Origin of the sequence: Mixta intestinalis, from assembly GCF_009914055.1 — a bacterium.
Taxonomy (GTDB): domain Bacteria; phylum Pseudomonadota; class Gammaproteobacteria; order Enterobacterales; family Enterobacteriaceae; genus Mixta; species Mixta intestinalis.
The window spans coordinates 646,949-672,064 of record NZ_CP028271.1 but is presented as its reverse complement, the minus strand read 5'-3'; the positions used below and the strand labels follow the sequence as shown (position 1 = coordinate 672,064).

Sequence of the window (25,116 nt, the reverse complement as noted above, 5' to 3'; positions counted from 1 at the left end):
CTTGGGTGCCTTGGTGTCTGGGTGACTGCGTTGGATGGCGTCTGCGCAGAGAGTACCGGTCGATCGTAAAGACGCAAAATCTGTCATCCCTGACCGCTCGGCCCGCGCCGTCCATGGCGCGGGACGCTTTACTCTTCGCCCGGTACTCCCCGCGCTTTGAATAAGGTGCACAGCTGGGACAAAACTCAACGAACATATTTAGTCGTTAAGAATTGAATGAAATGCACGGCGGTGACAAAACCCAAAGAATAGATTTAGTCGCTAAGGATTGAACGAAGTGCATCGCTGGGACAAAGCCCACATGGAATAAAGCCACAGCCGTAACGCAATGCACGGCTGTGGCTTTGTTGTTTGATTAGCGGCGGTTGCCGAAGATACGCAGCAGCATCAGGAACAGGTTGATAAAGTCGAGGTAGAGCGTTAGCGCGCCCATAATTGAATAGCGGCGCAGGTTTTCTTTATCGCGCGTATCAATTTGTTCGCCAATCGCCTTCAGTTTTTGCGTGTCGTAAGCGGTCAGGCCGACAAACACTACCACGCCGATATAGGTAATCGCCCACATCAGCGCCGGGCTTTTCAGCCAGAAGTTAACCAGCGAAGCCAGCAGCAGTCCGATCAGCGCCATAAACAGGATGTTACCCATTTTGCTCAGGTCGCTTTTAGTGGTGTAGCCCCAGAAGCTCATGATGCCGAACATGCCGGCAGTAACAAAGAAGGTGCTGGCGATGGAGGAGTAGGTATAAACCAGAAAAATACTCGCCAGCGTCAGGCCGGTCAGCGCCGAGTAGAGCATAAACAGCGCGGTAGCGATGCCGCCGCTTAGCTTATGAACCAGGCCAGAAAGCACAAATACGATTGCCAGCTGAGCAATGATCAGGCCGAAGAAGGTGATACGATTCGCCAACACCATTTCCATCACCGCTGGCGTGTTGGCGGCATACCAGGAGATAAAGGCGGTAAGCAGCAGGCCACAGGTCATCCAGCCATACACCTGCGCCATATAAGTTTGCAGCCCCGTACCGGCACGCTGCACGATTGTATCCTGAGTGCGTGGAAATCGATCCATAGATCCCCCTGAAGGTATAAAAGTTAAGTTATTCAAGTGTGGCATAGATCTGGACGATCGCGCCATTACTCGTTTTTCAAACCTGATGATAACGGCATGAGGCTGTGAGTCATTTTGCGTAACCATCGCGGTTAGCGACGGGCCATGCATTGCTGATAGCGGCTGTTGACGCGCTGGGCGAACCAGGCGGTCGTCAGCTTGCGGGTAATTTTCGGGCTTTCCAGCTGGATGCCGGGCAGCATCTGACGCGGCAGCGTGTGTCCGGCCTGGCTATCCGCTAACGCAAAGACCTTTTTCCACAGTTTGCTTTGCTCAAATTCCGCGCTGTCGCCCTTCTCCAGATCGCGGCGAATGGCGCGATCGCTCATATCCAGCTGTTGACTCAGCGTGCGTACCGCCAGTTCGGTGGCGCCTGCTTTATCGGAACCATAGAGAATCAGATCGCCATCCAGCGCCAGTTTCATACCGGTAGTGCGTGCCACCGCTGCCTGAAACGCCGCATTACGGCTGGCATACCAGCCTGCGTTAAAGTCGGCGAAGCGGTACAACGGCTCGCTGTAGCTGGCCGGATAACCCAACAGGTGCTTCACGCCAAACCAGATGCCGCCGTGGCGCGTAAAGACCTCCTGACGTATGCCTTCTTTCACCGGCCACGGATAGCCTTTCGCGTTCGCTTCGGCAAAGGCGATGCTGACCTGCATCGGCCCGCCGGTGTGGATCGGATTGAGGTTGCCAAACAGCGTCTGTCCCATCGGCACCATGTCGATAAAGTCATCAAAAATCGCACTCAGCTCTTTTTCGCTGCGTACGCTATCCAGCCGATCGGCATAGCTGCGTCCGTTAGAGGATTTGATTAGCAGCGCGGTTCGTACCAGAAACGTCGGAATATGTAGCCGCGCTGCGCGTTTGTTGATTTCGCCCCAGGCGATTTTCGACAGACCGGTAACCGGCGCATCGACATTGAAGTTAGTTTCCTGATCGGTCACCGCAACGATGGCACAGATATGGCTGTCGCTGGCCTCAATCTGCTGGGTACGCAGGGCGGTAGCGATATCGCTGGCCCACTCCGCCTTCTGCTGCACGTGCGCAGGCATCAGCTTCACAATGCGCGCCTGTATCTGCTGCGGCGTTTGCTGCGGTGTCGTTTGCGGTTTGCTGCTACAGCCCGCCAGCGCCAGTAGCCCCAGCAGTGAAAAAATACGGAATCGCGTAAATGACATACCTGTCTCCGTTTGCGGAAGATAACGCACCTTACCACCGTAAGCGGAAATTGCCAGCGCCGCACCGGATGATGGCTTCACCTTTCACTTTCAGTAATTTGGACTAACGTTAACTTTTGTTAATGATTATGACAGGAGTGAAGCAATGAAAACAGCATGGCTGCCGATCGTTACCGCTTTAGCGCTTGCCAGTTGTAGCGGCAATAATACACCGGCGCAGGTACAGACGCCGGGCGCACCAACCTCAACCAAAATGAAGCTGCTGGATAGCGGCGCGGCGGTGTTGCAGTCACGTCCGCCGATCGATGCCATTAACGCCTATCTCGACGGCTTCCACTTTTACAGTGGTGATAAAAACGGTCAGATGGAAGCGCACCATTACGTTACTGTCCTGAACGACGATGTGATGCAGGCGGTGATTTATGATGGCAATACGCGCAACGCCCGGTTGATGGGCGTGGAATACATTATCAGCGAGCGGCTGTATAAAACGCTGCCGCCGGAAGAGAAAAAGCTGTGGCACAGCCATAGCTATGAAGTGAAGTCGGGGACGCTGATCGCGCCCGGCCTGCCGGACGCGGCGGATAAGGCGTTAATGACCAAACTGGTGAATACCTATGGGAAAACCTGGCACACCTGGCATACCGATCGTGACCAGAGCCTGCCAATCGGCATTCCGGCGCTGATGATGGGCTTTACCGCTGACGGTCAGCTCGATCGGCGGCTACTGAAAGATCGCGATGAACGTTTCGATATCGACAGCCGCAAGATGCGCCAGCAGCGCGCCGATATTATCGCCAACCCTGTGGTTAAGGGCGCAAATGCCTGGCAGGATGGCGAAGTCATTCAGCTTCAGCGCGTAGAGGGCGGCGGCGAGCACGCCCACGGCAATACGCAGTTTGGCACTTCAGAACAGACGAAGCGCCAGCAGCATTAATCCCAGCGCTCGGCGGCCTGGCGATCGCTGTCGCGAGCATCGACCCAGCGGTCGCCCTGCGGCGTCGCTTCCCGTTTCCAGAACGGCGCACGGGTTTTCAGGTAGTCCATAATAAACTCGGCGGCCTCGAAAGCGCCGCTGCGGTGTGCGGCGCTGACGCCGACGAAAACGATCTCATCGCCGGGATAGAGCGCGCCAACACGGTGGATAATGCTGATGCGCTGAAGTGCCCAGCGCGTGCGTGCTTCGTCGGCGATCTCGGTCAGCGCTTTTTCCGTCATGCCGGGATAGTGCTCCAGCGTCAGCGCGGAGACATTATCGCCCAGATTGTGATTACGCACCTTACCGGTAAAGGTAACAACTGCGCCATCATCATCACAGGCGGAGAGCCACGCGTATTCGTCAGCCATGCTGAACGACGCCTCACCGACGCGAATTCGGGTCGTCATGTTAGCCTCCGGTGACCGGTGGGAAGAAGGCGACTTCATCACCATCCTGAAGCGGATGCTGAAGCGAAACCAGCGTCTGATTCACCGATGCCAGTAGCTTTCCGGCATTCAGCGCCAGCGCCCAGCGATCGCCACGCGCCGCCAGCGCCACACGCAGATCCTCGACCGTGGCGTACTCGGCGGCCAGCGTCAGCGATGAGGTATCCACCAGCTCGCGCACCTGCGCGAAGAACAGCACGTTAATCATGATCCACCACCTGAAAATCACCCGATTTGCCGCCGCTTTTATGCAGCAGGCGCACCGTTTCAATCACCATATCCTTCTGTACCGCTTTACACATGTCGTAGATGGTCAGTGCGGCTACCGAAGCGGCGGTCAGCGCCTCCATTTCGACGCCGGTTTTACCGGTCAGACGACAAAGCGACGTAATGCGCACCCGGTTTTTTTCCGGCTCGGCAACCAGTTCCACTTCCACTTTGCTTAGCATTAACGGGTGGCAGAGCGGGATCAGTTCCCAGGTGCGTTTCGCCGCCTGGATACCGGCAATGCGTGCGGTGGCGAACACGTCGCCTTTATGATGGCGCCCTTCGATAATCATTTGTAGCGTGGCGGGCGACATTACCACGCAGGCTTCCGCGCGCGCCTCGCGCAGCGTTTCATTTTTGGCCGACACATCGACCATATGCGCTTCACCGGCGGCGTTAATATGGGTTAATTGCGACATAGTTACGCTTTTTTCAGGTGGGAAACAAACTGGCAGGGACGCGTGCGTGCATCAAGCTGCTCGCAGATAATGCGCTCCCATGCGGTACGGCAGGCGGAGGTTGAGCCAGGCACGGCGAAGATTAACGTCTGGTTCGCCATCCCTGCAACGGCGCGGGACTGCAACGCGGCGGAACCAATCTCTTCCCATGAAAGCATGCGAAACACTTCGCCAAAGCCTTCCACTTCGCGGTCAAACAGCGGCAGCAGCGCTTCCGGCGTGCTGTTTTTGCTGTAAAAGCCGGTGCCGCCGTTGATTAAAATCACCTGCACGTCATCACTGGCAATCCAGCTGGAGACCACCGCGCGGATGCGGTAAAGATTATCGGGAACGATAGCGTGATCGATCACCTGATGGCCCGCTTCGGTCACCGCCTCGCGAAAGTAGTCGCCGGAAGTGTCGTCAGAGGCGTCACGACGATCGGATACGGTCAGTACCGCGATGCGTGTCGCCTGAAATTCGAGGTTGGCTTTGCTCATGCTATTCTCCCGTGTTAGCCGCCGATAAATGAAAGATTCTGCGTGATGCCGGTATTGCCCTGATGCAGGAAGTGGGTCTGCTTTTTGCGTCCCAGGCTGGCGGCGATACGCGCCTGTAGCTCATCCTGCTGCTCATCCGACGCCAGCAGATCGCGTAGCGGCACGCCACCGTCACCGAACAGGCAGAGATGAAGGTTACCGATAGCCGAAACGCGCAGGCGGTTGCAGCTGGCGCAAAAATCCTTCTCGTAAGGCATGATCAGGCCGATTTCGCCCTGATAGTCAGGATGGCGGAACACCTGCGCCGGACCGTCACTGCGCTCACGCAGCTGACGCTGCCAGCCCTGCATAATCAGCTGGTCGCGAATCACCTCACCGGAAACATGATGGCGCTGGAAGAGATCGCTGCCCTCGCCGGTTTCCATCAGCTCAATAAAGCGCAGCTGAATCGGACGATGGCGAATCCAGTCGAGAAAGGCTTGCAGGCTGCGATGGTTCACATCGCGCATCAGCACGCTATTGACTTTTATCTTGCTGAACCCCGCCTCGAAAGCGGCATCGATGCCCTGCATCACCTGATGGAATTTATCCTGGCCGGTGATGGCATGGAATTGACGGGCGTCAAGGCTGTCGACACTGACGTTAATCGACGTCAGCCCTGCCTCGCGCCAGCGGGCAACATCGCGCGCCATGCGATAGCCGTTGGTGGTAACCGCCAGCTGCTTAATGCCCGGATTTTCGCGCACCGCCGCGATGATATCGATAAAATCGCGGCGCAGACTCGGCTCGCCGCCGGTGAGACGCACCTTCTCCGTACCGGCGTTAGCGAACGCACGCGTGACGCGCCGGATCTCATCCAGAGAGAGGAAGCTTTTGTTGGTCGTGCCCTGCGGCTTATAGCCATCGGGCAGGCAGTAGGTGCAACGAAAATTGCACACATCTGTGATCGACAGACGCAGGTAATAAAACTTGCGCGCATAAGAATCAGTAAATTGCGTCACCAGAACACCTTTCCAAAATGGGAGATGCAGTCATTTCTTTCTGCACCCTGGCAGCTCGCGGCTGCGGCCAGTTCGCCGTATCTAAGGACGTAGGCGTAAAGGCTTGAGTGTGGTTGTGCCTGCTAAGCAGGAATGACCAAATAGTAACGTTATTTGTCAGGCTATGCCACGTCAAATTTCGTTGTATATACAGTTATATATCGGATTTTCTCTGCATATTGCTGCATAATCGCCCCCTGTTTAACGAACTTGCCCGGTACGACGGGGTTATACGGCGTAAGCAATAACTGCAATTATTCAGAAATGTCAGTTATTCCTCGATTTGCCCGTTTCCAGCGCGAAGCAGTGTGTTAAAGGCGATAAGAAACCATTATCCTGTGCGCTGCTGACGATGGCGGTCAGTATGGTTAACTGTCAGGAGAATTATGCGAAATCGTACCCTTGCGGATCTGGATCGGGTGGTTGCCCTTGGCGGCGGTCATGGCCTGGGCCGCGTGATGTCAGCCCTTGCCCTGCTCGGCTCGCGCCTTACCGGCATTGTCACTACCACCGATAACGGCGGCTCTACGGGACGTATTCGCCGTTCCGAAGGCGGCATCGCCTGGGGCGATATGCGCAACTGCCTTAATCAGCTGATTACCGAACCCGGCGTCGCCTCAGCCATGTTCGAGTACCGCTTTACCGGCAACGGTGAACTGGCCGGACATAACCTCGGCAACCTGATGCTGAAGGCGCTGGATCATCTCAGCGTGCGCCCGCTGGAAGCGATCAACCTGATCCGCAATCTGCTGAAGGTGGATGCCTTTTTAATTCCGATGTCGGAGCAGCCGGTGGATCTGCTCGCCACCGACAGCGAAGGCCATATGGTTTATGGCGAGACGGAGATCGATACGCTGAAGCTGCCGCCGCAGGAGCTGATGCTGCATCCTAACGTTGCGCCCACGCGTGAGGCGATTGAAGCCGTTGCCGATGCCGATCTGCTGCTGATCGGCCCCGGCAGCTTCTTTACCAGCCTGATGCCGCTGCTGCTGATGGAAGAGATGACCCAGGCGCTGCGCCGCTCGCCCGCACCGCTGATTTATATCGGTAACCTGGGGCGGGAGCTGAGTCCGGCAGCCGCCAGTCTGCGTCTGGAAGATAAGCTGGCGCTGCTGGAAAAACGCATTGGTAAAAGAGTTATCGATGCGGTGGTGATAGGCCCTGGCGTGGATACGCAGGGCGTACGCGATCGCCTGATTATCCAGCAACCGCTGGAAGCGGCGGATATTCCCTACCGCCACGATCGTCAGCTATTGCGCCAGGCGCTGGAAAAAGCGGTGCAGTCGCTCGGCTAAAACGTCGCTTTGCTTCTGCCGTTACCTTTATCACTCCGCAAGGCGGGCAATCTGATGCCCGCCCGCTTTCAGCCCGATTATGAAGCGGCAATAAACAATTCGCGCAGCTCATGCAGCCGATCGCGCACTCTGGCCGCCTCTTCAAACTCCAGATTCTGCGCATGCTGCTGCATCTCGTTTTCCAGCTGATGAATTTTTTTCTGCAACGCCTGCGGCGACAGCGCCATATAACTGGCGTCGGTCTCTGCGGCGCTGCGGCTGGTGGTTTTGCCACGCGTTTTGCCTTTGGTCGCGCTCTTGCCCAGCTCCAGAATATCGGTGATTTTCTTGTTCAGGCCCTGCGGCACAATACCGTGCTCGGTGTTGTACTCGGTCTGCTTCTCACGACGGCGCTCGGTTTCGCTAATAGCGCGCGCCATTGACGGCGTGATTTTATCGCCATAGAGAATCGCCTTACCGTTAACGTTACGCGCCGCACGCCCGATGGTCTGGATCAGCGAACGTTCAGAACGCAGGAAGCCCTCTTTATCCGCGTCAAGGATCGCCACCAGCGATACCTCCGGCATATCCAGCCCCTCACGCAGCAGGTTGATGCCTACCAGCACGTCAAACTCGCCGAGGCGCAGGTCGCGGATAATCTCCATACGTTCTACGGTATCGATATCCGAGTGCAGATAGCGCACCTTCTCGCCGTGCTCTTCCAGATATTCCGTTAAATCTTCTGCCATGCGTTTGGTCAGCGTGGTGACCAGCACGCGTTCGTTGATAGTCACGCGCTTGCGGATCTCCGACAGCAGATCGTCCACCTGCGTTGCCACCGGGCGCACCTCAATGACCGGATCGAGCAGGCCGGTAGGACGCACCACCTGATCGATCACCTCGCCGCCCGATTTTTCCAGCTCATAGTTACCCGGCGTGGCGGAAACATAGATAGTCTGCGGCGCGAGCGCCTCAAACTCTTCAAATTTCAGCGGACGGTTATCAAGCGCCGAAGGCAGGCGGAAGCCATACTCCACCAGCGTTTCTTTACGCGCCCGGTCGCCGCGATACATGCCGCCGATCTGTGGGATGGTCACGTGTGATTCATCCACCACCAGCAGGCCATCGGCTGGCAGGTAGTCAAACAGCGTCGGCGGCGGCTGGCCCGGCCCGCGCCCGGAGAGATAGCGCGAATAGTTTTCGATGCCGGAGCAGTAGCCCAGCTCGTTCATCATCTCAAGATCGAACTGGGTGCGCTGCGTAATGCGCTGCTCTTCCAGCAGCTTGTTATTCGCCAGCAGGGTTTTACGCCGATCGGCCAGCTCCACCTTAATTTCTTCCATCGCCTGGACGATGCGCTCACGCGGCGTCACGTAGTGGGTTTTGGGATAGATAGTGAAGCGCGGCACCACAGAATCAACCTGGCCGGTAAGCGGATCGAACAGCGACAGCCGCTCAACTTCTTCATCAAACAGCTCTACGCGCAGCGCAATATCATCCGATTCCGCCGGAAAAATATCGATCACCTCACCGCGCACGCGGAAAGTACCGCGCTGGAACGCCTGATCGTTGCGGCTGTATTGCAGCTCGGCCAGGCGGCGCAGAATGCTGCGCTGATCGATAATCATACCGCGTGACAGATGCAGCATCATTTTCAGATAGAGATCGGGATCGCCGAGGCCGTAAATTGCTGAAACCGAGGCCACCACGATTACATCACGCCGCTCCAGCAACGCTTTGGTGGCGGAGAGACGCATCTGTTCGATATGCTCGTTGACCGAGGCATCCTTCTCGATAAAGGTATCTGAGCTGGGCACGTAGGCTTCCGGCTGATAATAGTCATAATAAGAGACGAAGTACTCCACGGCGTTATCGGGAAAGAACTCCTTCATTTCGCCATAAAGCTGAGCGGCCAGCGTTTTGTTCGGCGCCAGCACCATCGTTGGCCGGTTAAGATCGGCAATCACGTTGGCAACGGTAAACGTTTTTCCGGAGCCGGTTACCCCCAGCAGCGTCTGGTGCGCCAGACCGTCCTCAAGCCCCTCTTTCAGTCGGCGTATCGCCTCAGGCTGGTCGCCAGAGGGCTGAAAGGCGGAGTTAAGTTTAAAAGCTTTACTCATTATGAAGGTCTCTGCTGAAGGATTGCACGGACAGGATGGTAATTTTACTCCGCTTCGATGATTTTTCCAGCGCGGAATACTGGATAAATAATCAGTTATTTTGCACTATCCAATTGGAAAAGGCAAAGAGGAGATTTTAAAGCTTATCGTTACGCAGTGATAATATTAAGGGCCATGAGGTTATCCCCAACTGTGCTCGCCCTTTAACATTTGTCAATAGGCGCAGCGCAAAACACGTATGGTAAAAAAGCTGGCGCTGGAGCAGCCTTGATTTTGTTTAACATGCTGAAAATAAATAGAATATAAATAAAGTCCAGTTTAGCGCCAGTTCAGGAAAAAGCCGCGCCCGCTCTGGTCTGCCAGCTGTTTTCACTCGGTAATGCACATGGTTATCCACAGGAATGGTGGATAACTGTTTACAGGCCCCGCAGCATCGGGGATGGATAAAAAAGATCCCTGGGCCGTCATCAGGCTGAAATATTTTTTTTTCGCGCTTTTGTCATGTCCCTGCCTGCTGTTTTTTGCGCGAAGCGCCTGCGATGCGGCGCTGTGGAAACTTTTCCAGACATCTCTTCAGCCCGCAATTAATAAATTTTACTGCCTTATCGACAGACAGCTGCACCATAAATGCTCTCTGTCCGGCACCATTAAAGGGCAGCCTGACTATTACAGCTTTAAATTATTAAGCTTTACTCAACATTCACTCCACCAGCCAGCCTTGCACCCGTCATTTTTTAAGCAGAATGCATCAGCCTGGCCTGTGGTTTGCAGGTATTACTTGTGCGACAGATAGCGATAAACGCGATGAAGGAGAAGACGATGCTACGTTTACGCTCGGTCAGTCAGTTTTATGGTGACAGGCAAGTGCTCTGGAATGTGGATCTGGATGTGCCGTGTGGCAGCTGTACCGGTATTATCGGTCAGCCCGGTATGGGCAAGACTACGCTGGTAAACTGTATTATGGGCTATCTGCCCATTGGCAGCGGCAGTATGATGTGGCAGCAGCGGGGTTCGCCCGTCGAAGATTTAAACGCACAGCCTGCCGAAGCGCGGGCGCGGCTGGGTATCAGCTATCTGCCGCAGGGCTGCCAGCTATTTTCTCAGCTTAGCGTGGAAGAAAATTTATTGATCGCGCTGCTGGCCGGGCAGCAAGCGGGCCACCCTGTGCTGCCAACGCTGGTTAATCATCTGTTTCCCGCGCTGTGGAAGCGGCGTCATCTGCGCAGCGGCGCGTTGCCGCCTGCGTTACAGCAGCAGCTGATGCTGGCGAGGGCGCTGGTGCCGCAGCCGGATCTGTTGATTGTCGATGAGCCAACGGCGGGAATGTCGTCGGCGCAGGCGGAAGAAACCGGGGAACTGCTGCATCAGCTTAACCACGAATATGGGCTGACAATGCTGTTAATTGCACGGCATACTGCGATGATTCGACAGACGGCGAACGCCTTTTTATTGCTGCATCATGGGCGCAACGTGGCACAGGGCCACGTTGCTGAACTGGACAGCAATGCAATAGATGAGTGGCTGGCACCAGGCTGATGCGCCATATTACTGCGGCAGGCGCAGATACTCACCCAGCGGCGCGTTGTCGATATCCGCCAGCCAGGGAATTTCCCCCAACAGCGGCGCAGGCAGGCGCTGACGCAGGGTCGCCAGATATTCCTGATGTCGTCTGCCGGGCAGCTGGACATCGTTAGCGATCCAGCCCGCCAGCGGCAATCCGGCGCTTCGCACCGCCTCGGCGGTTAGCAGCGCATGGTTGATGCAGCCCAGCTTAATTCCTACCACCAGAATAACCGGCAGCTGCTCCTGCTTTACCCAGTCCGCATAGGTTTGCTGCTCTGACAGCGGCGTGTACCAGCCCCCCGCGCCTTCTACCAGCACCCACTCCGCTTTCGCCCGTAATGCTGTCAGACCGGCGGAGAGCTGCGTAAAAGCGATTGGTTGGCCGGTCTCGGCGCTGACAATATGCGGCGAAGTCGGCTCCAGAAAGGCCAGCGGATTAACCTCCTCATAGCGCAACGTCAGGCTACTGTTACGCTGTAGCGCCAGCGCATCGCCGTTACGAATACCGTCTGGCGTTAGCTCGCTGCCCGACGCCACCGGCTTATAGCCCGCGGTACGCAGGCCGGCGCGGTTTGCCGCCTGTAGCAGCGCGCTGCTGGCGACGGTTTTGCCTACTTCGGTATCGGTTCCGGTCAGGAACCAGCAGTTACTCACAATCAATCACTCCGGTAATCAGTTGCCAGGATAATAAATAGCCGCGCTCGTCGTGCGGCCAGTGGTGCGCCAGCTGTTGCAGACGCTGGCGGGTCAGTAAGCCGCTGGCGCGCCCCTGATGAATATGGGTAGCGCCGATGCCCTTCAGCGACTGTAGAGCGCTCAGCACGTCGGGAAAATATTGCTCCACCCTTGCGCTGTGCAGTCGTCGCGTTCGGCCACCACAGGCCCGATCAACCGCCGCCTCGGATAAGAAGGTGTTTACGTGTTGATGCGCATCCAGCGCTTGCCAGGCGGTTCGCATCTCGGTTAAAGAAGCCTCAGCCAGCGTGGAGAACAGCACCTTGCCGCCGGGACGCGTCACCCGGCACAGCTCGTCAATGCCCTGCTTCAGGCTGCTGCACCACTGCACCGCCAGATTGCTCCAGCTGAGATCCACGCTGTGGCTGCGTAACGGTAACGCTTCGATATCGCCCAGCAGATAGTGATGTGCAGAGCTATCGCGCCGCGCCTGCGCCAGCATACCCGGCGACAGATCGAGCGCGATAACCTGTTGCCCGCGCTGCCGCCAGCGGCGGCTGAACCAGCCGGTGCCACATCCCGCATCCAGCACCATACCGCTCGCCGTTGTCGGCAGCAGCGCCAGTAAACGCTCACCGCTGGTGCGCTGAAAATCAGCGTAACGCTCGTAACCGCCTGCGGCACGACCAAATGCCTGCGCGACCGCCTGTTTATTCACTTTGTGCGTCATGTAGTGCCTCCAGCAGGCTGTCAATATCTTCCGCCCTGTGCCGCGCCGTCAGGGTAATGCGCAGCCTTGCGCCACCAGGCGGCACCGTGGGTGGACGGATCGCCGTCACCCAGCAGCCGCGCTGACGCAGTGCATCAGAGCGCGCCAGTGCCTTTCCCTCATCCCCCACCAGCAGCGGCTGAATCGCAGTGGCGGAAGGAACAAGCGGCAGGCCAAGCTGCCGCGCGCCCTGGCGGAAACGGGCGATATTCGCCGCCAGCTGTTGACGCAGATCGTCGCCCTGCTGCACCGCACGCAGCGCCGCCCGTAACGCCTCCGCCTGCGCGGGAGGCATCGCCGTGCTGTAAATCAGGTGACGGGCAAACTGCACCAGATAGTCGGCGGTCTGCTCATTGCACAACAGTGCCGCGCCGCTGACGCCAAACGCTTTGCCAAAAGTGATCACCAGCAACTCCGGCCTGACATGCTGTTGCCAGCAGCTGCCGCGTCCCTGCTCGCCCTGCACGCCAATGCCGTGCGCATCATCCACCAACAGCCAGCCGCCCGCCTGCTGCGTCAGCGCATGTAGCTCCTCCAGCGGCGCGCTGTCGCCATCCATGCTGAACACGCCTTCGGTGACCACCAGTGTTTCACCGCTACAGGGCGAAGCCAGCAACCGGTGCAGGCTTGCCGCCTGGTTATGAGTGAAGCGGCGCAGTGTCGCCGGGCTGAGGCTGGCGGCTTCCAGCAGCGAGGCATGCGCCAGCTTATCCGCCAGAATGCGATCTCCGGCAGCGGCCAGCGCACCGATCGCCGCCTGGTTAGCGGCGTAGCCAGAATTAAACAGCAGCGCACGTGGATAGCCCAGCCACTGCGCCAGCTCCGCCTCCAGTTCGCCGTGCGGTAACGCATAGCCGGTAACATGACCGGAAGCGCCCGCACCGACGCCGTAACGCGCTGCGCCCTGCTGCCAGGCGGCGATAATGCGCGCGTCGTCGCTCAGACCGAGATAGTCATTGCTGGAAAAGTTGCGATAGCGCCTGCCGTCGTGCTGTAACCAACCGGCGCGGTTTACGGTCAGCAACGTGCGCTGACGCCAGCGTTGCTGTTGACGACGCACATCCAGCGCCGTCTCAATTCGCTGTTGCCAGCCCATTATTGCGCCGCGTTGTAATAGTGCGCGGTGTCGGCGTTGACCAGCTGCTGCGCCAGCGCCTGCTGCTGCGCGTTATCGCCCGCATCGGTATGGGTATGTTCCGGGTTAAGGCCAAGCTTGCGGAACAGCAGCAGATCTTTATCCTCTTCCGGGTTGGGCGTGGTCAGCAGCTTGCAGCCGTAGAAGATGGAGTTGGCACCCGCCATAAAGCACATCGCCTGTGTCTGCTCGCTCATCTGCTCGCGCCCGGCGGAAAGACGCACGTGGGAAGTCGGCATCATGATACGCGCCACCGCAATGGTACGAATAAAATCGAAGGGATCGACATCGTCATTTTCCGCCAGCGGCGTGCCTTTCACCTTCACCAGCATATTGATCGGCACGCTTTCCGGCGCTACCGGCAGGTTTGCCAGCTGTACCAACAGCGCGGCGCGATCCCTGACCTCTTCGCCCAGTCCGACGATGCCGCCGGAGCAGACTTTGATGCCCGCTTCGCGCACTTTTTCCAGCGTATCAAGACGCTCCTGATAAGTGCGGGTCGTAATGATATTGCCGTAGAACTCCGGCGAGGTGTCCAGGTTATGGTTGTAAAAATCAAGCCCTGCCTCTCCCAGCCGCTGCGCCTGCGCATCGCTCAGGGTTCCCAGCGTCATGCAGGTTTCCATCCCCATCGCCTTAACGCCCTGCACCATCTTTTCCAGGTAAGGCATATCGCGATCGTTGGGGTTTTTCCACGCCGCGCCCATGCAAAAGCGTGACGATCCCGCCGCCTTTGCCTTACGCGCTGAGGCGAGCACCTCTTCCACCTCCATCAGCCGCTCCGCCTCAAGGCCGGTTTTATACCGGGCGCTCTGCGGGCAATATTTACAATCTTCCGGGCAGGCACCGGTTTTAATCGACAGTAGCGTACTCACCTGCACCTGACGCGGATCGAAGTGCCGCCGGTGTACCTGCTGCGCTTCAAACATCAGTTCAAGAAAAGGTTTATCAAACAGGGCCTGAGCCTGTGCCAGCGTCCAGCGCATCGCCATTGCTTACTCCAGAAAGTGTCGTTTTTATTGTGGAACCGAATTATACTTGTAAACTAAATCTTTTCTTTTTGGTTTACAAGCGATCATGAATTCAGACGATCTCGCCTTCGACCGCGACCATATCTGGCACCCTTACACCTCCATGAGCGATCCTTTGCCCTGTTATCCGATTGTCGGCGCACAGGGCGTCTATCTGCGGCTGGCCGATGGTCGTCGACTGATCGACGGTATGTCTTCGTGGTGGGCAGCGATTCACGGCTATAACCATCCGCGGCTCAACCAGGCGCTGCAAACGCAGATGGCGCAGATGTCCCATGTGATGTTCGGCGGCATTACTCATCCCTCTGCCGTGGCGCTTTGCCGCCGTCTGGTGGCGATGACACCTGCGCCGCTGGAGTGCGTGTTTCTTGCCGACTCCGGCTCGGTAGCGGTGGAGGTAGCGATGAAAATGGCGCTGCAATACTGGCAGGCGCGTGGGGAACGGCGGCAGCGCTTTTTGACGCTACGCCGCGGCTATCATGGCGATACCTTCTCCGCCATGTCGGTATGCGACCCGGATAACTCAATGCACAGTCTGTGGCAGGGCTATTTGCCGACGCATCTGTTCGCGCCCGCACCGCAGTGCCGTTTTGATGATGAGTGGGATGAAGCGGATATCGCTGAGTTTGCCGCTCTGATAGCGCAGCATGAAGGCACTATCGCCGCCGTGATTCTGGAGCCCATTGTGCAGGGCGCGGGCGGAATGCGCTTTTACCATCCACGCTACCTGCAACGGGTGCGCGAACTGTGCGATCGCCATCGGGTGTTACTGATTGCCGATGAAATCGCTACCGGTTTTGGGCGCACCGGCAAACTGTTTGCCTGCGATCATGCCGGTATCACGCCCGATATTCTCTGCCTGGGCAAGGCGCTGACCGGCGGCACCATGACCCTTTCCGCTACCCTGACCACGCGCGAGGTGGCGACAACCATCAGCAATGGCGCAGCAGGCTGCTTTATGCACGGCCCCACCTTTATGGGCAATCCGCTCGCCTGCGCGGTGGCCGACGCCAGCCTGGCGCTACTACAGGAAGGCCACTGGGCGCAGCAGGTCGTGGCAATAGCGCAGCAGCTACGCGAAACCTTGCTGCCGCTGGCGGCGCATCCACAGGTTAAAGAAGTGCGGGTACTGGGCGCTATCGGCGTAATTGAGAGTCATCAGCCGGTAAATATGGCGGCTATTCAGCGCTTTTTCGTCGATCGCGGCGTCTGGATCCGCCCGTTCGGACGGCTGATCTATCTGATGCCGCCTTATGTGATCGATGCCGCCGGGCTGGCTCAGCTGAGCGAGGCAATCGGCGCGGCGCTGGATCGCACCGAGCTCTTTTTACCTGCCTAAAGGCGAAGCACCTCAAAGCAGGCGGCGGCGTGATGCACTACGCTTTTAGCATCCCCGCTAGCAAAGGAGTGAGTAATGCCACAAGAGAAAGAACATAACCGCCGCGTGATATTAGCCTCGCGCCCCAAAGGTGCGCCGACCAAGGCAAATTTCCGTTTTGAAACGCAGCCGGTTCCGAAACCCGGCGACGGCGAGATTCTGTTGCGAACGGTTTATCTGTCGCTCGATCCTTATATGCGTGGACGCATGAGCGATGCGCCCTCTTACGTTGCCCCTTTTGCCGTTGATGAGGTGCTGGGCGGCGGTACGGTTGCTGTCGTTGAGCATTCTAACCATCCCGACTATCAACAGGGCGACTGGGTGGTGAGTCAGAGCGGCTGGCAGGATTACGCGCTGTCGGACGGACGCTGCCTGTTTAAATTGCAGGGCCCGGTGCTGGCTCATCCCTCCTGGGCGCTGGGCCTGCTGGGTATGACCGGCTTTACCGCCTATATGGGGCTGTTGGACATTGGCGATCCGCAGCCAGGTGAAACCGTTGTGGTGGCTGCCGCTACCGGTGCCGTTGGTTCCGTGGTGGGACAGATTGCCAAACTGAAAGGCTGCCATGTGGTAGGCATCGCCGGCGGCGAAGAGAAGTGTCGCTACGCCGAAGAAAAGCTGGGCTTCGATCGCTGCCTCGATCATCGCCAGGACGATCTGGAAGCACAGCTGAAACAGCACTGCCCTGACGGCATTGATGTCTATTTTGAAAGCGTCGGCGGTAAGGTGTTTAACGCCGTGCTGCCGTTGATGAACACCAAAGGCCGCATTCCGGTCTGCGGCCTGATTGCCGACTATAACAGCAGCGGCGAACTACCGCAGGGCGGCGATCGTTTGCCGCTGTTCCAGAGCGCGATCCTGCGTAAGCGCCTGCGCGTGCAGGGCTTTATTATCAATCAGGACTATGGCGATCGTTTCGAAGAGTTTTTCCGCCAGATGAGTCAATGGGTGGCGGAAGATCGCCTGGTATTCCGTGAACATATTGTCGACGACCTTGAAGAGGCACCGGAGGCCTTTATCGGTATGCTGGAAGGAAAAAACTTCGGCAAGCTGATCGTCCGTGTCGCCTCCGACCGTCCGGGAGAACAGAAATGAAAATTTTGATGGTCCTTACCTCCCACGACAGGCTGGGCGAAACCGGGAAAAAGACCGGCTTCTGGCTGGAAGAGTTTGTCGCGCCTTACTACATCTTTAAAGATGCGGGTATCAGCGTGGTGCTCGCTTCCCCGCAGGGTGGACAGCCGCCGCTCGATCCTAAAAGCGATGCGCCCGATGCACAAACGCATGATACCGAACGTTTTCGTCATGATATTGCGGCGCAGCAGGCGCTGGCGAATACCCAGCGGCTTGATACTATTGATGGCAGCAAGTTTGACGCGGTATTTTATCCCGGTGGACATGGCCCGCTGTGGGACCTGGCAGAAGATAAGCACAGCATTGCGCTGATCGAAAATCTGTTCGCTAACGGCAAACCGGTAGCCGCCGTCTGCCATGCACCGGGCGTGCTGCGTCATGTGAAAAAACCGGACGGTACGCCGCTGGTAGCGGGTAAGCGCGTTACCGGCTTTACCAACAGCGAAGAGCAGGCCGTCGGGCTGACCGATGTGGTACCCTTTCTGGTGGAAGATGAGCTGAAAAAACTGGGCGGAGAGTTTGAGCGCACCGCAGACTGGGGCGCTTTTGCGGTAACAGATGGACATTTGATTACCGGCCAAAATCCCACCTCATCTGCCGTAACCGCTGAAGAGCTGCTGAAATTTTTACATCAATAACAGGGAGATGCGATGAGGATCTACAGTCACAATTTTAACGATGGCGAGAAAATGCCGGAGCGCCATGTGTTCAACGGCATGGGTTATCAGGGCGACAATATTTCACCCCATCTTGCCTGGGATGAGGTGCCGGAAGGCACCAAAAGCTTTGTTGTGACCTGTTATGACCCTGACGCGCCAACCGGCTCCGGCTGGTGGCACTGGGTTGTGGCAAATATTCCCGCCAACGTTACCGTGCTGCCGCAGGGCGCGGGATCGGGCCAGGCTGCGCTGCCGGAAGAGGCGATAGAAACGCGCACCGACTTTGGCAAAGCGGGCTACGGCGGCGCGGCACCGCCGCAGGGTGAAACTCATCGCTATATTTTTACCGTTCACGCGCTGGACGTGGAAAAAATTGAGGTGGATGAGAATGCCAGCGGTGCGATGGTGGGCTTTAACGTCCATTTCCATCGCCTCGCCAGCGCCTCAATTACCGTACTGTACAGCTAAACCGACGCGGGGCGCTACGGCGCTCCGCCTGCCGCCAGACGTGCAAACTCCGCCTTTGCTTTTTCCATTTGCTGATTAAACTCCGCATTGGCATGCAGCCGGGCAACTACCGCCGCAGCCATAGTGCGTGCCGCATCAATATCGCTTTGCCAGTGATAACCGCAAATCACGCGGCTTTCGCCAATTTCCAGTCCTCGTCGCAAAATTTCCTGCTGACGCGTCGGGTTAATTTCTGCCAGCACCAGCGCTAACGCCCAGCCAATAGTGGTATGTCCTGACGGATAGGAGCCTTCCCCCGCCAGCGTCCCCTCTTCTTCCTGACGACAGGTCGGTACGCCATAAAAAGAGAAAGGCCGAATACGCTGATACTGCTTTTTCGCGCTGGCGGTAGCCCAGGTACCCGCATCTTCTTTCATCGTGATCATCAGATGATAGATTTCCGGTGCCTGCTGCTGCGACAGCGAATGGCCAAACGCCTCGCTAAACAGCAGCGGAATATTTTCTGCCTTTACGTCGGCATCCTGCCAGGCCAGCTTGCCGCGTGCCGTTTTACGCTGCGCCACGCCCCAGTCGTAAAAGGCTTTATCACGTAAGAATTCGACGCTGTCAAAGGCCGGCGGGGGCGGAAGGATGGCAAAACTGTCTGGTGCTTCTTCAGCGGTCAGGAAATGCGGAACCGTCTCAGCCTGCACGCCGCCAGAAAACAGCAGGCCAACAGCAAGCAACGGGAAACAGAATTTTTTTAATGACGACATTATCGCCTCCTTGTTGATTTAATCCCGCCGTTAAGACAACGAGGTGACAGGAAAAAAACGCAGAAAGCGTAATAGTTTGATCTGAAGAAGGATAATGCGCCGCTTCGCAGTAAAAATTGCGAAGCGGCTCAATATTTACAGCGCGTGGATGACCACCCACATTGGGCCCTGTCCAACCGCGTAGCGCGCCAGCGGCGTTAACAGACCGCGATCGGCAGCAATGCGATAAACCTCAATATGGTGCGATTTCTGCCCCGCAGCAACCAGATACTCACCGCGGCTGTCAATATTAAAGCCGCGCGGCTGCGTCTCGGTTGGCTGGTGGCCTTCAACGTTCAGCAGACCCCCATCTTCACTGACGCTGAAGATAGTCAGCGTGCTGGAGGTGCGATCGCAGGCGTAAAGATGACGTCCGTCCGGCGTCAGGTGAATATCCGCCGCCCAGCGAGTACCATTAAAATCGGCAGGCTGCATATCCAGACTCTGAACACACTCCACCTGACCGTGGGCATTATTCAGCTGCCAGACATCAACGGTGCTGTTCAGCTCATTAACGCAATAGGCATACTGCCGGTTGGGATGGAAAACCATATGACGCGGACCTGCGCCTTCTACGGTGGTGACCTGCTCCTGCTGGTGCGGCGTCAGCTTGCCGGTAGCATGAACGTCAAACAGACAGATACGATCCTGCTTGAGTGCAGGCACAAACAGCGTTTGGTTATCGCTGCCGATATTTGCCGAGTGGCAACCTTCCAGACCCTTTATCACCTGGCCTGGCTCCAGCGGCACGCCGTCAGCACCGATAGGGCTAATGCTGACGCAGGCGTCGTTATACGATCCGCAAAACAGGAAATTACCGTGCCGATCGGTAGAGATATGGGTTGGGCTGCCCGGTAACGAAGCCTGGCCCGCTTCGCTCAGGGTGCCGTCATCCGCAATGCGATAGGCAATCACGCGAAACTGCGGGCGCACGCCAACGTATAAAAAGGGCTGGGAGGGATTCACCACCATTGGCTGTACCTGTCCGGCCACGTCCACTACCTGTAACAGCGTCAGCGCGCCATCATCACTCATTTGCCAGACGTGAATCTGCTGGCTTTCCGGGCTGGCGGTATAAACAACTTGCTTCATGAATTCTCCTTATCTCATTACCTGTAATCATTAACCTGTGGCAAAGGGTAGCGCGTTTTATCTCTGTTCGTCGGATTGTTTATGCTGTGGCGATTTGGTGACCGGCCCCGCAAGGTGTAACATCGCTGCTTTGCGAATAATGACTGGCGGAACGATTGATGAGCTATCGCGTAATTGCCCTTGACCTTGACGGTACGCTGCTTACGCCGCGTAAAACTATTCTTCCTGAATCCCTTGCCGCACTTGCCGAAGCGCAACGCGCCGGGGTAAAGGTAATTATTGTCACCGGACGTCACCACTGCGCTATCCATCCTTTTTATCAGGCGCTGGCGCTGGATACACCTGCAATCTGCTGTAACGGCACCTATTTGTACGATTATCAGGCGAAAAAAGTGCTCTCTGCCGATCCGCTGGCGCAACCGCAGGCGTTGCAGGTCATTGAAATGCTCGATCGCCAGGCGATCCACGGCCTGCTCTATGTGGATGATGCCATGCTGTACCAAACGCCCACCGGCCACGTGGAACGCACGCAGCTGTGGGCTGAATCACTGCCCGAACATCAGCGCCCGCTGTTTTTACAGGTGCCGGATCTTGCCGCTGCCGCTCGTGAAGCACAGGCTATCTGGAAGTTTGCCCTCTCCCATCCCGATACGCGTGCGCTACAGCAGTTTGCCGAAGAGGTTGAACAGACGCTGGGACTGGCCTGTGAATGGTCATGGCACGATCAGGTGGATATCGCGCAGGCGGGCAACAGCAAAGGCAAACGCCTGGCACAATGGGTTGCATCGCAGGGCCTGGAGATGAAAGATGTGCTGGCGTTTGGCGATAACTATAACGATCTCAGCATGCTGGAAAACGTCGGGCTGGGTGTGGCAATGGGCAATGCCGATGAAGCGATTAAAGCGCGAGCCGCCCGCGTAATCGGCACCAATCTGGAACCGGGCATAGCCGAAACGATTCGCCGTGAGGTGCTGTAATTAACCACCTGAACCGCTATATCTGTCGCCTGTCGCGCCCTGCGTCAGGCGATCGAAAAATGGTCACTGCCATTTTGCTTCTGACTCATGGATGAAAACGGTCAGCCTACCGCACGCGTTGGCGATCGTTTAAGCTGCAGCGCGGCGATTATCTCAGGCGCATCTAATGTACGATGAGTTTAATAGTAATGTATCGTTCTTGCTGCCCGCAAACGTCACTCAATAAAACGGGGCCGGATTATAAATAACCACGGCCCTGGAATTATCAGGCGGTAATAGAGACGCTCTTTATTTGTGCAAACAGCCACATGCCCGGTTTGATTGCCAGTTCATCACGCGCCCAGGGCGTTATACGCGCCCAAAGCTCACTGCTACCGATACGCAATTTAACCTCTACCTGCTGATTATCCACCTCAATCAGCTCACTAACCTGCGCTGGCAGTACATTACGAATAGTGCTGTGCTGCGGCGGCTGTAAAGACAGGGAAACATCAGAAGACCGGATGCGAATACGCAACGGCGACTTTACTGGCGCTTCCACGCGGCTCACCCAAATGTGCTGATCGCCCAATGATAGCGCGGTCATCGCATAATCAGGATGCTGCTCCAGTACCTGTACTCGCAGCACCGTACTCTGCTCGCTGCGCGGCAGCCAGGGGCGTAGCGCACTGCTGCTCCATACCTGTTCAAGCGTACCCGTCGCCTTAACCTGGCCTTTATCCAGCAGCAATACCCGATCGGCCAGCTGCAAAATCTCATCCAGGCTGTGCGATACGTAAAGCACCGGAATATCCACCTGCTTCGCCAGCTTTTGTAGCCAGGGAAGCAGCTCACGCTTGCGCGGGATATCAAGCGAAGCCAGCGGCTCATCCATCAGCAGGATATCTGGTGCCGTCAGCAGCGCGCGCCCAATCGCTACCCGCTGTTTTTCACCGCCGGAGAGCGTCCAGGGAAAACGATCCAGGAGATCGTTCAGCCCCAGTAAATTGACCAGCGTATCAAACTGCGGCTGACGGCTTTTCGCCATGCCGTAACGCAGATTGCCACGTACCCGGTAGTGCGGAAAGAGGCGCGCCTCCTGAAAGACATAGCCAACACCGCGCTTTTCTGGCGGCAGCCAGAGATTTTCTTCCGCATCGCTAAGAGTGCGTCCGTTCAGGCGAATCGATCCCTGCTGCGGCTGCGCCAGCCCGGCGATAGCGTTAATCAATGAGGTTTTCCCGGCACCGGAGACGCCGAAAACGGCGGTAATACCTTTGGTCGGCAGCTCGGCGTTTACCTGAAGCAGGCTATCGCCCTGCTGTAACGTAAAATTAAGTTCCAGCATCAGCCCCCCAGACGCTTACGGCCCCAGCGGGCCAGCCATTCCGACAACAGCAGCGAAATTAACGCCAGCGCAATCGCGATCAGGCAGAGCCTGGCGGCGTTGGTTTCCGCACCGGGCGTTTCCAGTAAGGTGAACATCGCCAGCGGAATGGTACGCGTTTCGCCAGGAATATTGGAAACAAAGGTGATGGTGGCGCCGAACTCACCCAGCGAACGGGCGAATGCCAGCACTGTGCCAGCGATAAGGCCGGGCAGCGTTAACGGCAGCGTAATGGTGAAAAAAACGCGCCAGCGTCCGGCCCCCAGCGTGCGTGCCGCCTGCTCCAGCCTGGGATCGACCGCCTCCAGCGCCAGCCTGATCGCCCGCACCATCAACGGCAATGCCACCACCGCAGCCGCTAAAGCCGCACCTCGCCAGCTAAAGGCGAAGCTGATACCAAACCAGTCATAAAGCCAGGCACCGATCCAGCCGCGCCGCCCTAAAGAGAGCAGCAGCAAATAGCCCACCACCACTGGCGGCAGCACCAGCGGCAGATGAATCAGGCTATCGAGCAGTGCTTTGCCGCGAAACTGGCAGCGGGCCAGCACCCATGCGAGGAAAATACCAAAAGGTAAACTGACCGCTACTGCCACGGCAGAAACTTTCAGGCTGAGTTCAACAGCCTGCCATTCCACTTCACTCAATATCATTCGTTAGGGGTAAATCCATATTTTTTAAATATTGCCGCCGCCTCAGGTCCTTTGAGATAGTCGTAGAACGCACTGACCGCAGGCTGTTGGCGATCCTTAACAATAGCAATCGGGTACTGTACCGGCTTGTGGCTGTTTTCCGGGAAATGCCCGACTACCTGCACGTTATGGCTGGCAACGGCATCGGAACCGTAGACAATGCCGTAAGGCGTTTCATTACGTTCCACCAGCGCCAGCGCCGCACGCACATTATTAGCGCGCGCCATAACCGGCGACAGCGTATCCCAGGCGCCCAGATTTTGTAAGGCCTCTTTCGCATAAATACCGGCAGGAACATGATCGGGATCGCCTGTTGCGATACGTTGTCCCTTTAACAGGCTTTTCCAGTCGGTGTTTTTGTTGATTTGTACCTGCTGGCTGTGCGCATCGGTGGGAGCAATCAGCACCAGATCGTTACCTAACAGCGTATAGCGCGAACGGGTTTCGATGCTTTTTTTATTCGCCGCGTAATCCATCCACTGTTGATCGGCGGAAATAAACAGATCGGCGGGTGCGCCCTGCTCTATCTGACGCGCCAGGGTAGACGAAGAGGCGTAGGAAGTAACGATTTTTATATCTTGTTCATTTTTTTCATATTCGTTGACGATATCCTGCAAAGCGTTCGTCAGCGAAGCAGCTGCAAATACGGTAATTTTTTCAGCGGCGACGGCATGTCCGGAAAGAGACAGCCCCATCACCAATGCCATTATACAATTATTCTTATTAATAGCTGACATACAGTTTCTCCTGGTTACGTTATGTATTGCATAATATAACGAGACGTTGAACCCTGTCATTGGTTTGATCAAATGAAAAAGCGGAAAAAACAATCGGAAACTGAAAAACAACAGGGCCGACATGAAGTCAGCCCTGTTAAAAGGAAGGTCCGGCGCGCTACGCTTAGTGGCGTTGCTTTGCCGCCTGGTCGTTGTTGCGGTGACCAAATTTGGAAATGATGTTGAAAACTTCGCCCATGCCATAAATCAGGCCCAGAATGATCGCCATGACGACAGGCACCATAATGACGGCGACGGCAAGGCTTTTTAACAGTTCCAGCATAGTTGCCTCATTTACTGCGATAAAAAGAATATTGTATCCAGCAGGGTAAAAAAGGCACTGTCCTTTTGTGCGCTTTACCTTTTCTGACGCGTTGACTTAACGCCGTGACACGCTGCGCCGCCTCTTTTACAATCGCTACAAAACATTTTGTGGGGTGTACCATGCAGGCTGATATTTCTCTTATTATTCGACTCCAGCAGAAACTGTTTGCCGATCCACGACGGATTAAACTGCTGCAACAGATTAAAAATACCGGCTCCATCAGCCAGGGCGCAAAGCTGGCTGGCATCAGTTATAAAAGTGCATGGGATGCCATTAATGATATGAACCTGCTGGCGGAGCGCACGCTGGTGGAACGGGCGACAGGCGGCAAAGGCGGCGGCGGCGCGCAGCTGACTCGCTACGGCGAACGGCTGATTGAGCTGTTTCGGTTGCTGGAACAGATTCAACAAAAGGCGTTCGATGTGTTACAGGACGATCGCCTGCCGCTCGACAGTCTGTTGGCAGCAATCGCCCGCTTTTCCCTGCAAACCAGCGCCCGTAATCAGCTGTTTGGCACCTTGATTCATCGCGATGCGGAGCGGGTACAGCAGCATGTTGAGGTCTTGCTGGCCGATGGCGAAACGCGGCTAAAGGTTGCTCTGACCCAACAGAGCGCCGATCGCCTGCAGCTTACCGCGGGTAAAGAGGTGCTGCTGCTGATCAAAGCGCCGTGGATTAACGTCAGCCAGGCCGCTTCCGAGGCCGATAACCAGCTCGCCTGTACCATTAGCGCGATTGAACATGGCGAGCAGCAGAGCGAAGTACTGATGACGTTGGGCAGCGGTGAAACGCTGTGTGCCACGTTGAGCAATCAGCGGGTGGAGCAGCAAAATCTCCAGCCTGGCGCCGCAGTAATAGCACATTTTAACGCCGACAGGGTGATTATCGCGACGCTGCTCTGAATCAGCGTCCGGCATTTGACATCATTGCAACCAG

28 protein-coding genes and 1 riboswitch are annotated in these 25,116 nt (G+C 56.7%); of the genes, 10 read left to right on the top strand and 18 right to left on the bottom strand.

Annotation, left to right across the window (positions count from 1 at the left end; genetic code table 11):
* Positions 1-355: 355 nt before the first annotated feature.
* The gene (locus tag C7M51_RS03160; protein ID WP_160620435.1) at positions 356-1,066 is read right to left on the bottom strand and encodes a Bax inhibitor-1/YccA family protein; all 711 of its coding nucleotides are present in this window, start codon (positions 1,064-1,066) and stop codon (positions 356-358) included.
* A 131-nt stretch (positions 1,067-1,197) separates the two neighbouring features.
* Positions 1,198-2,286: a DUF1615 domain-containing protein gene (locus C7M51_RS03155; RefSeq protein ID WP_160623546.1), complete on the bottom strand. Its 1,089-nt coding sequence runs from the start codon at positions 2,284-2,286 to the stop codon at positions 1,198-1,200.
* A 145-nt stretch (positions 2,287-2,431) separates the two neighbouring features.
* Here C7M51_RS03155 and C7M51_RS03150 point away from each other — a divergent pair, with 145 nt between their 5' ends.
* A complete protein-coding gene (locus C7M51_RS03150) occupies positions 2,432-3,223 on the top strand; it encodes an OBAP family protein (RefSeq protein ID WP_160620433.1) in 792 nt (263 codons plus the stop codon).
* Here C7M51_RS03150 and moaE read toward each other — a convergent pair.
* From moaE to moaA, 5 genes are all read right to left on the bottom strand, one after another.
* Positions 3,220-3,672: a molybdopterin synthase catalytic subunit MoaE gene (gene moaE, locus C7M51_RS03145; protein WP_160620430.1), complete on the bottom strand. Its 453-nt coding sequence runs from the start codon at positions 3,670-3,672 to the stop codon at positions 3,220-3,222. The two genes, C7M51_RS03150 and moaE, sit on opposite strands and share 4 nt — an antisense overlap.
* 1 nt (position 3,673) lies before the next feature.
* Positions 3,674-3,919, bottom strand: coding sequence for a molybdopterin synthase sulfur carrier subunit (gene moaD, locus C7M51_RS03140; RefSeq protein ID WP_160620428.1), 246 nt, complete (start codon positions 3,917-3,919; stop codon positions 3,674-3,676).
* Complete coding sequence (gene moaC / locus C7M51_RS03135) at positions 3,912-4,397, bottom strand: cyclic pyranopterin monophosphate synthase MoaC (protein WP_141177912.1); 486 nt, start codon at positions 4,395-4,397, stop codon at positions 3,912-3,914. The genes moaD and moaC overlap by 8 nt, the downstream gene beginning before the upstream one ends.
* Positions 4,398-4,399: 2 nt before the next feature.
* Complete coding sequence (gene moaB, locus C7M51_RS03130) at positions 4,400-4,915, bottom strand: molybdenum cofactor biosynthesis protein B (RefSeq protein WP_160620426.1); 516 nt, start codon at positions 4,913-4,915, stop codon at positions 4,400-4,402.
* 14 nt (positions 4,916-4,929) lie between these two features.
* Entirely contained in the window at positions 4,930-5,919 is a 990-nt protein-coding gene (moaA, locus tag C7M51_RS03125; RefSeq protein ID WP_160623545.1) for a GTP 3',8-cyclase MoaA, read from the bottom strand.
* Positions 5,906-6,038, bottom strand: a riboswitch (molybdenum cofactor riboswitch). Its footprint overlaps the gene before it by 14 nt.
* A gap of 303 nt (positions 6,039-6,341) precedes the next feature.
* Between moaA and C7M51_RS03120 the strand changes: the two genes are divergently transcribed.
* Positions 6,342-7,250: a gluconeogenesis factor YvcK family protein gene (locus tag C7M51_RS03120; RefSeq protein WP_160620424.1), complete on the top strand. Its 909-nt coding sequence runs from the start codon at positions 6,342-6,344 to the stop codon at positions 7,248-7,250.
* A gap of 77 nt (positions 7,251-7,327) precedes the next feature.
* On the opposite strand, the gene uvrB is transcribed toward C7M51_RS03120, so the two are convergent.
* On the bottom strand, positions 7,328-9,349 hold the full coding sequence (gene uvrB / locus C7M51_RS03115) for an excinuclease ABC subunit UvrB (RefSeq protein WP_160620421.1): 2,022 nt from the start codon (positions 9,347-9,349) through the stop codon (positions 7,328-7,330).
* 439 nt (positions 9,350-9,788) lie between these two features.
* Here uvrB and C7M51_RS03110 point away from each other — a divergent pair, with 439 nt between their 5' ends.
* Both C7M51_RS03110 and C7M51_RS03105 read left to right on the top strand, forming a co-directional pair.
* Complete coding sequence (locus tag C7M51_RS03110) at positions 9,789-10,142, top strand: hypothetical protein (protein WP_160620419.1); 354 nt, start codon at positions 9,789-9,791, stop codon at positions 10,140-10,142.
* A 26-nt stretch (positions 10,143-10,168) separates the two neighbouring features.
* A complete protein-coding gene (locus C7M51_RS03105) occupies positions 10,169-10,885 on the top strand; it encodes an ABC transporter ATP-binding protein (protein ID WP_160620417.1) in 717 nt (238 codons plus the stop codon).
* Positions 10,886-10,894: 9 nt separating this feature from the next.
* On the opposite strand, the gene bioD is transcribed toward C7M51_RS03105, so the two are convergent.
* The 4 genes from bioD to bioB are packed head-to-tail and all read right to left on the bottom strand — an operon-like array spanning position 10,895 to position 14,483.
* Positions 10,895-11,566, bottom strand: a complete 672-nt coding sequence (gene bioD / locus C7M51_RS03100) for a dethiobiotin synthase (RefSeq protein WP_160620415.1) — start codon at positions 11,564-11,566, stop codon at positions 10,895-10,897.
* On the bottom strand, positions 11,559-12,317 hold the full coding sequence (gene bioC / locus C7M51_RS03095) for a malonyl-ACP O-methyltransferase BioC (protein ID WP_160620413.1): 759 nt from the start codon (positions 12,315-12,317) through the stop codon (positions 11,559-11,561). Before bioC ends, bioD begins: the two co-directional genes overlap by 8 nt.
* Complete coding sequence (gene bioF / locus C7M51_RS03090) at positions 12,298-13,452, bottom strand: 8-amino-7-oxononanoate synthase (RefSeq protein ID WP_160620410.1); 1,155 nt, start codon at positions 13,450-13,452, stop codon at positions 12,298-12,300. The genes bioC and bioF overlap by 20 nt, the downstream gene beginning before the upstream one ends.
* Positions 13,452-14,483, bottom strand: a complete 1,032-nt coding sequence (gene bioB / locus C7M51_RS03085; protein ID WP_160620408.1) for a biotin synthase BioB — start codon at positions 14,481-14,483, stop codon at positions 13,452-13,454. The genes bioF and bioB overlap by 1 nt, the downstream gene beginning before the upstream one ends.
* 85 nt (positions 14,484-14,568) lie before the next feature.
* On the opposite strand from bioB, the gene bioA reads away from it, so the two are divergent.
* From bioA to C7M51_RS03065, 4 genes are all read left to right on the top strand, one after another.
* A complete protein-coding gene (gene bioA, locus C7M51_RS03080; protein ID WP_160620406.1) occupies positions 14,569-15,861 on the top strand; it encodes an adenosylmethionine--8-amino-7-oxononanoate transaminase in 1,293 nt (430 codons plus the stop codon).
* A 75-nt stretch (positions 15,862-15,936) separates the two neighbouring features.
* Entirely contained in the window at positions 15,937-16,995 is a 1,059-nt protein-coding gene (locus tag C7M51_RS03075; RefSeq protein WP_160620404.1) for an NADP-dependent oxidoreductase, read from the top strand.
* A complete protein-coding gene (locus C7M51_RS03070) occupies positions 16,992-17,672 on the top strand; it encodes a type 1 glutamine amidotransferase domain-containing protein (protein WP_160620402.1) in 681 nt (226 codons plus the stop codon). Before C7M51_RS03075 ends, C7M51_RS03070 begins: the two co-directional genes overlap by 4 nt.
* Positions 17,673-17,684: 12 nt before the next feature.
* Entirely contained in the window at positions 17,685-18,161 is a 477-nt protein-coding gene (locus C7M51_RS03065) for a kinase inhibitor (protein WP_160620400.1), read from the top strand.
* 14 nt (positions 18,162-18,175) lie between these two features.
* Here the strand turns inward: C7M51_RS03065 and C7M51_RS03060 are convergent, their stop codons facing one another.
* Positions 18,176-18,916: an acid phosphatase gene (locus C7M51_RS03060; RefSeq protein ID WP_160620398.1), complete on the bottom strand. Its 741-nt coding sequence runs from the start codon at positions 18,914-18,916 to the stop codon at positions 18,176-18,178.
* Positions 18,917-19,051: 135 nt separating this feature from the next.
* Entirely contained in the window at positions 19,052-20,047 is a 996-nt protein-coding gene (gene pgl, locus C7M51_RS03055) for a 6-phosphogluconolactonase (protein WP_160620396.1), read from the bottom strand.
* A 158-nt stretch (positions 20,048-20,205) separates the two neighbouring features.
* On the opposite strand from pgl, the gene C7M51_RS03050 reads away from it, so the two are divergent.
* Entirely contained in the window at positions 20,206-21,024 is an 819-nt protein-coding gene (locus tag C7M51_RS03050) for a pyridoxal phosphatase (protein ID WP_160620394.1), read from the top strand.
* A gap of 265 nt (positions 21,025-21,289) precedes the next feature.
* On the opposite strand, the gene modC is transcribed toward C7M51_RS03050, so the two are convergent.
* The 4 genes from modC to C7M51_RS03030 all read right to left on the bottom strand — a co-directional run bounded on the left by modC (position 21,290) and on the right by C7M51_RS03030 (position 24,138).
* Positions 21,290-22,351, bottom strand: a complete 1,062-nt coding sequence (gene modC, locus C7M51_RS03045) for a molybdenum ABC transporter ATP-binding protein ModC (protein WP_160620392.1) — start codon at positions 22,349-22,351, stop codon at positions 21,290-21,292.
* A complete protein-coding gene (modB, locus tag C7M51_RS03040) occupies positions 22,351-23,040 on the bottom strand; it encodes a molybdate ABC transporter permease subunit (RefSeq protein WP_160620389.1) in 690 nt (229 codons plus the stop codon). The genes modC and modB overlap by 1 nt, the downstream gene beginning before the upstream one ends.
* On the bottom strand, positions 23,037-23,816 hold the full coding sequence (gene modA, locus C7M51_RS03035; RefSeq protein ID WP_160620387.1) for a molybdate ABC transporter substrate-binding protein: 780 nt from the start codon (positions 23,814-23,816) through the stop codon (positions 23,037-23,039). Before modA ends, modB begins: the two co-directional genes overlap by 4 nt.
* Positions 23,817-23,979: 163 nt before the next feature.
* Positions 23,980-24,138 carry an AcrZ family multidrug efflux pump-associated protein gene (locus C7M51_RS03030; protein ID WP_160620385.1) on the bottom strand — a complete coding sequence of 53 codons (159 nt, stop codon included), beginning with the start codon at positions 24,136-24,138 and terminating at the stop codon, positions 23,980-23,982.
* Positions 24,139-24,299: 161 nt separating this feature from the next.
* On the opposite strand from C7M51_RS03030, the gene modE reads away from it, so the two are divergent.
* On the top strand, positions 24,300-25,082 hold the full coding sequence (modE, locus tag C7M51_RS03025; protein WP_160620383.1) for a molybdenum-dependent transcriptional regulator: 783 nt from the start codon (positions 24,300-24,302) through the stop codon (positions 25,080-25,082).
* Positions 25,083-25,116 lie beyond the last annotated feature (34 nt).

Coding starts and splice junctions, on each gene's coding strand:
- C7M51_RS03160 (WP_160620435.1), bottom strand. CDS start 1,066: ATGGATCGATTTCCACGCACTCAGGATACAATCGTGCAGCGTGCCGGT.
- C7M51_RS03155 (WP_160623546.1), bottom strand. CDS start 2,286: ATGTCATTTACGCGATTCCGTATTTTTTCACTGCTGGGGCTACTGGCG.
- C7M51_RS03150 (WP_160620433.1), top strand. CDS start 2,432: ATGAAAACAGCATGGCTGCCGATCGTTACCGCTTTAGCGCTTGCCAGT.
- moaE (WP_160620430.1), bottom strand. CDS start 3,672: ATGACGACCCGAATTCGCGTCGGTGAGGCGTCGTTCAGCATGGCTGAC.
- moaD (WP_160620428.1), bottom strand. CDS start 3,919: ATGATTAACGTGCTGTTCTTCGCGCAGGTGCGCGAGCTGGTGGATACC.
- moaC (WP_141177912.1), bottom strand. CDS start 4,397: ATGTCGCAATTAACCCATATTAACGCCGCCGGTGAAGCGCATATGGTC.
- moaB (WP_160620426.1), bottom strand. CDS start 4,915: ATGAGCAAAGCCAACCTCGAATTTCAGGCGACACGCATCGCGGTACTG.
- C7M51_RS03120 (WP_160620424.1), top strand. CDS start 6,342: ATGCGAAATCGTACCCTTGCGGATCTGGATCGGGTGGTTGCCCTTGGC.
- uvrB (WP_160620421.1), bottom strand. CDS start 9,349: ATGAGTAAAGCTTTTAAACTTAACTCCGCCTTTCAGCCCTCTGGCGAC.
- C7M51_RS03110 (WP_160620419.1), top strand. CDS start 9,789: ATGGATAAAAAAGATCCCTGGGCCGTCATCAGGCTGAAATATTTTTTT.
- C7M51_RS03105 (WP_160620417.1), top strand. CDS start 10,169: ATGCTACGTTTACGCTCGGTCAGTCAGTTTTATGGTGACAGGCAAGTG.
- bioC (WP_160620413.1), bottom strand. CDS start 12,317: ATGACGCACAAAGTGAATAAACAGGCGGTCGCGCAGGCATTTGGTCGT.
- bioF (WP_160620410.1), bottom strand. CDS start 13,452: ATGGGCTGGCAACAGCGAATTGAGACGGCGCTGGATGTGCGTCGTCAA.
- bioB (WP_160620408.1), bottom strand. CDS start 14,483: ATGGCGATGCGCTGGACGCTGGCACAGGCTCAGGCCCTGTTTGATAAA.
- bioA (WP_160620406.1), top strand. CDS start 14,569: ATGAATTCAGACGATCTCGCCTTCGACCGCGACCATATCTGGCACCCT.
- C7M51_RS03075 (WP_160620404.1), top strand. CDS start 15,937: ATGCCACAAGAGAAAGAACATAACCGCCGCGTGATATTAGCCTCGCGC.
- C7M51_RS03070 (WP_160620402.1), top strand. CDS start 16,992: ATGAAAATTTTGATGGTCCTTACCTCCCACGACAGGCTGGGCGAAACC.
- C7M51_RS03065 (WP_160620400.1), top strand. CDS start 17,685: ATGAGGATCTACAGTCACAATTTTAACGATGGCGAGAAAATGCCGGAG.
- C7M51_RS03060 (WP_160620398.1), bottom strand. CDS start 18,916: ATGTCGTCATTAAAAAAATTCTGTTTCCCGTTGCTTGCTGTTGGCCTG.
- pgl (WP_160620396.1), bottom strand. CDS start 20,047: ATGAAGCAAGTTGTTTATACCGCCAGCCCGGAAAGCCAGCAGATTCAC.
- C7M51_RS03050 (WP_160620394.1), top strand. CDS start 20,206: ATGAGCTATCGCGTAATTGCCCTTGACCTTGACGGTACGCTGCTTACG.
- modC (WP_160620392.1), bottom strand. CDS start 22,351: ATGCTGGAACTTAATTTTACGTTACAGCAGGGCGATAGCCTGCTTCAG.
- modB (WP_160620389.1), bottom strand. CDS start 23,040: ATGATATTGAGTGAAGTGGAATGGCAGGCTGTTGAACTCAGCCTGAAA.
- modA (WP_160620387.1), bottom strand. CDS start 23,816: ATGTCAGCTATTAATAAGAATAATTGTATAATGGCATTGGTGATGGGG.
- C7M51_RS03030 (WP_160620385.1), bottom strand. CDS start 24,138: ATGCTGGAACTGTTAAAAAGCCTTGCCGTCGCCGTCATTATGGTGCCT.
- modE (WP_160620383.1), top strand. CDS start 24,300: ATGCAGGCTGATATTTCTCTTATTATTCGACTCCAGCAGAAACTGTTT.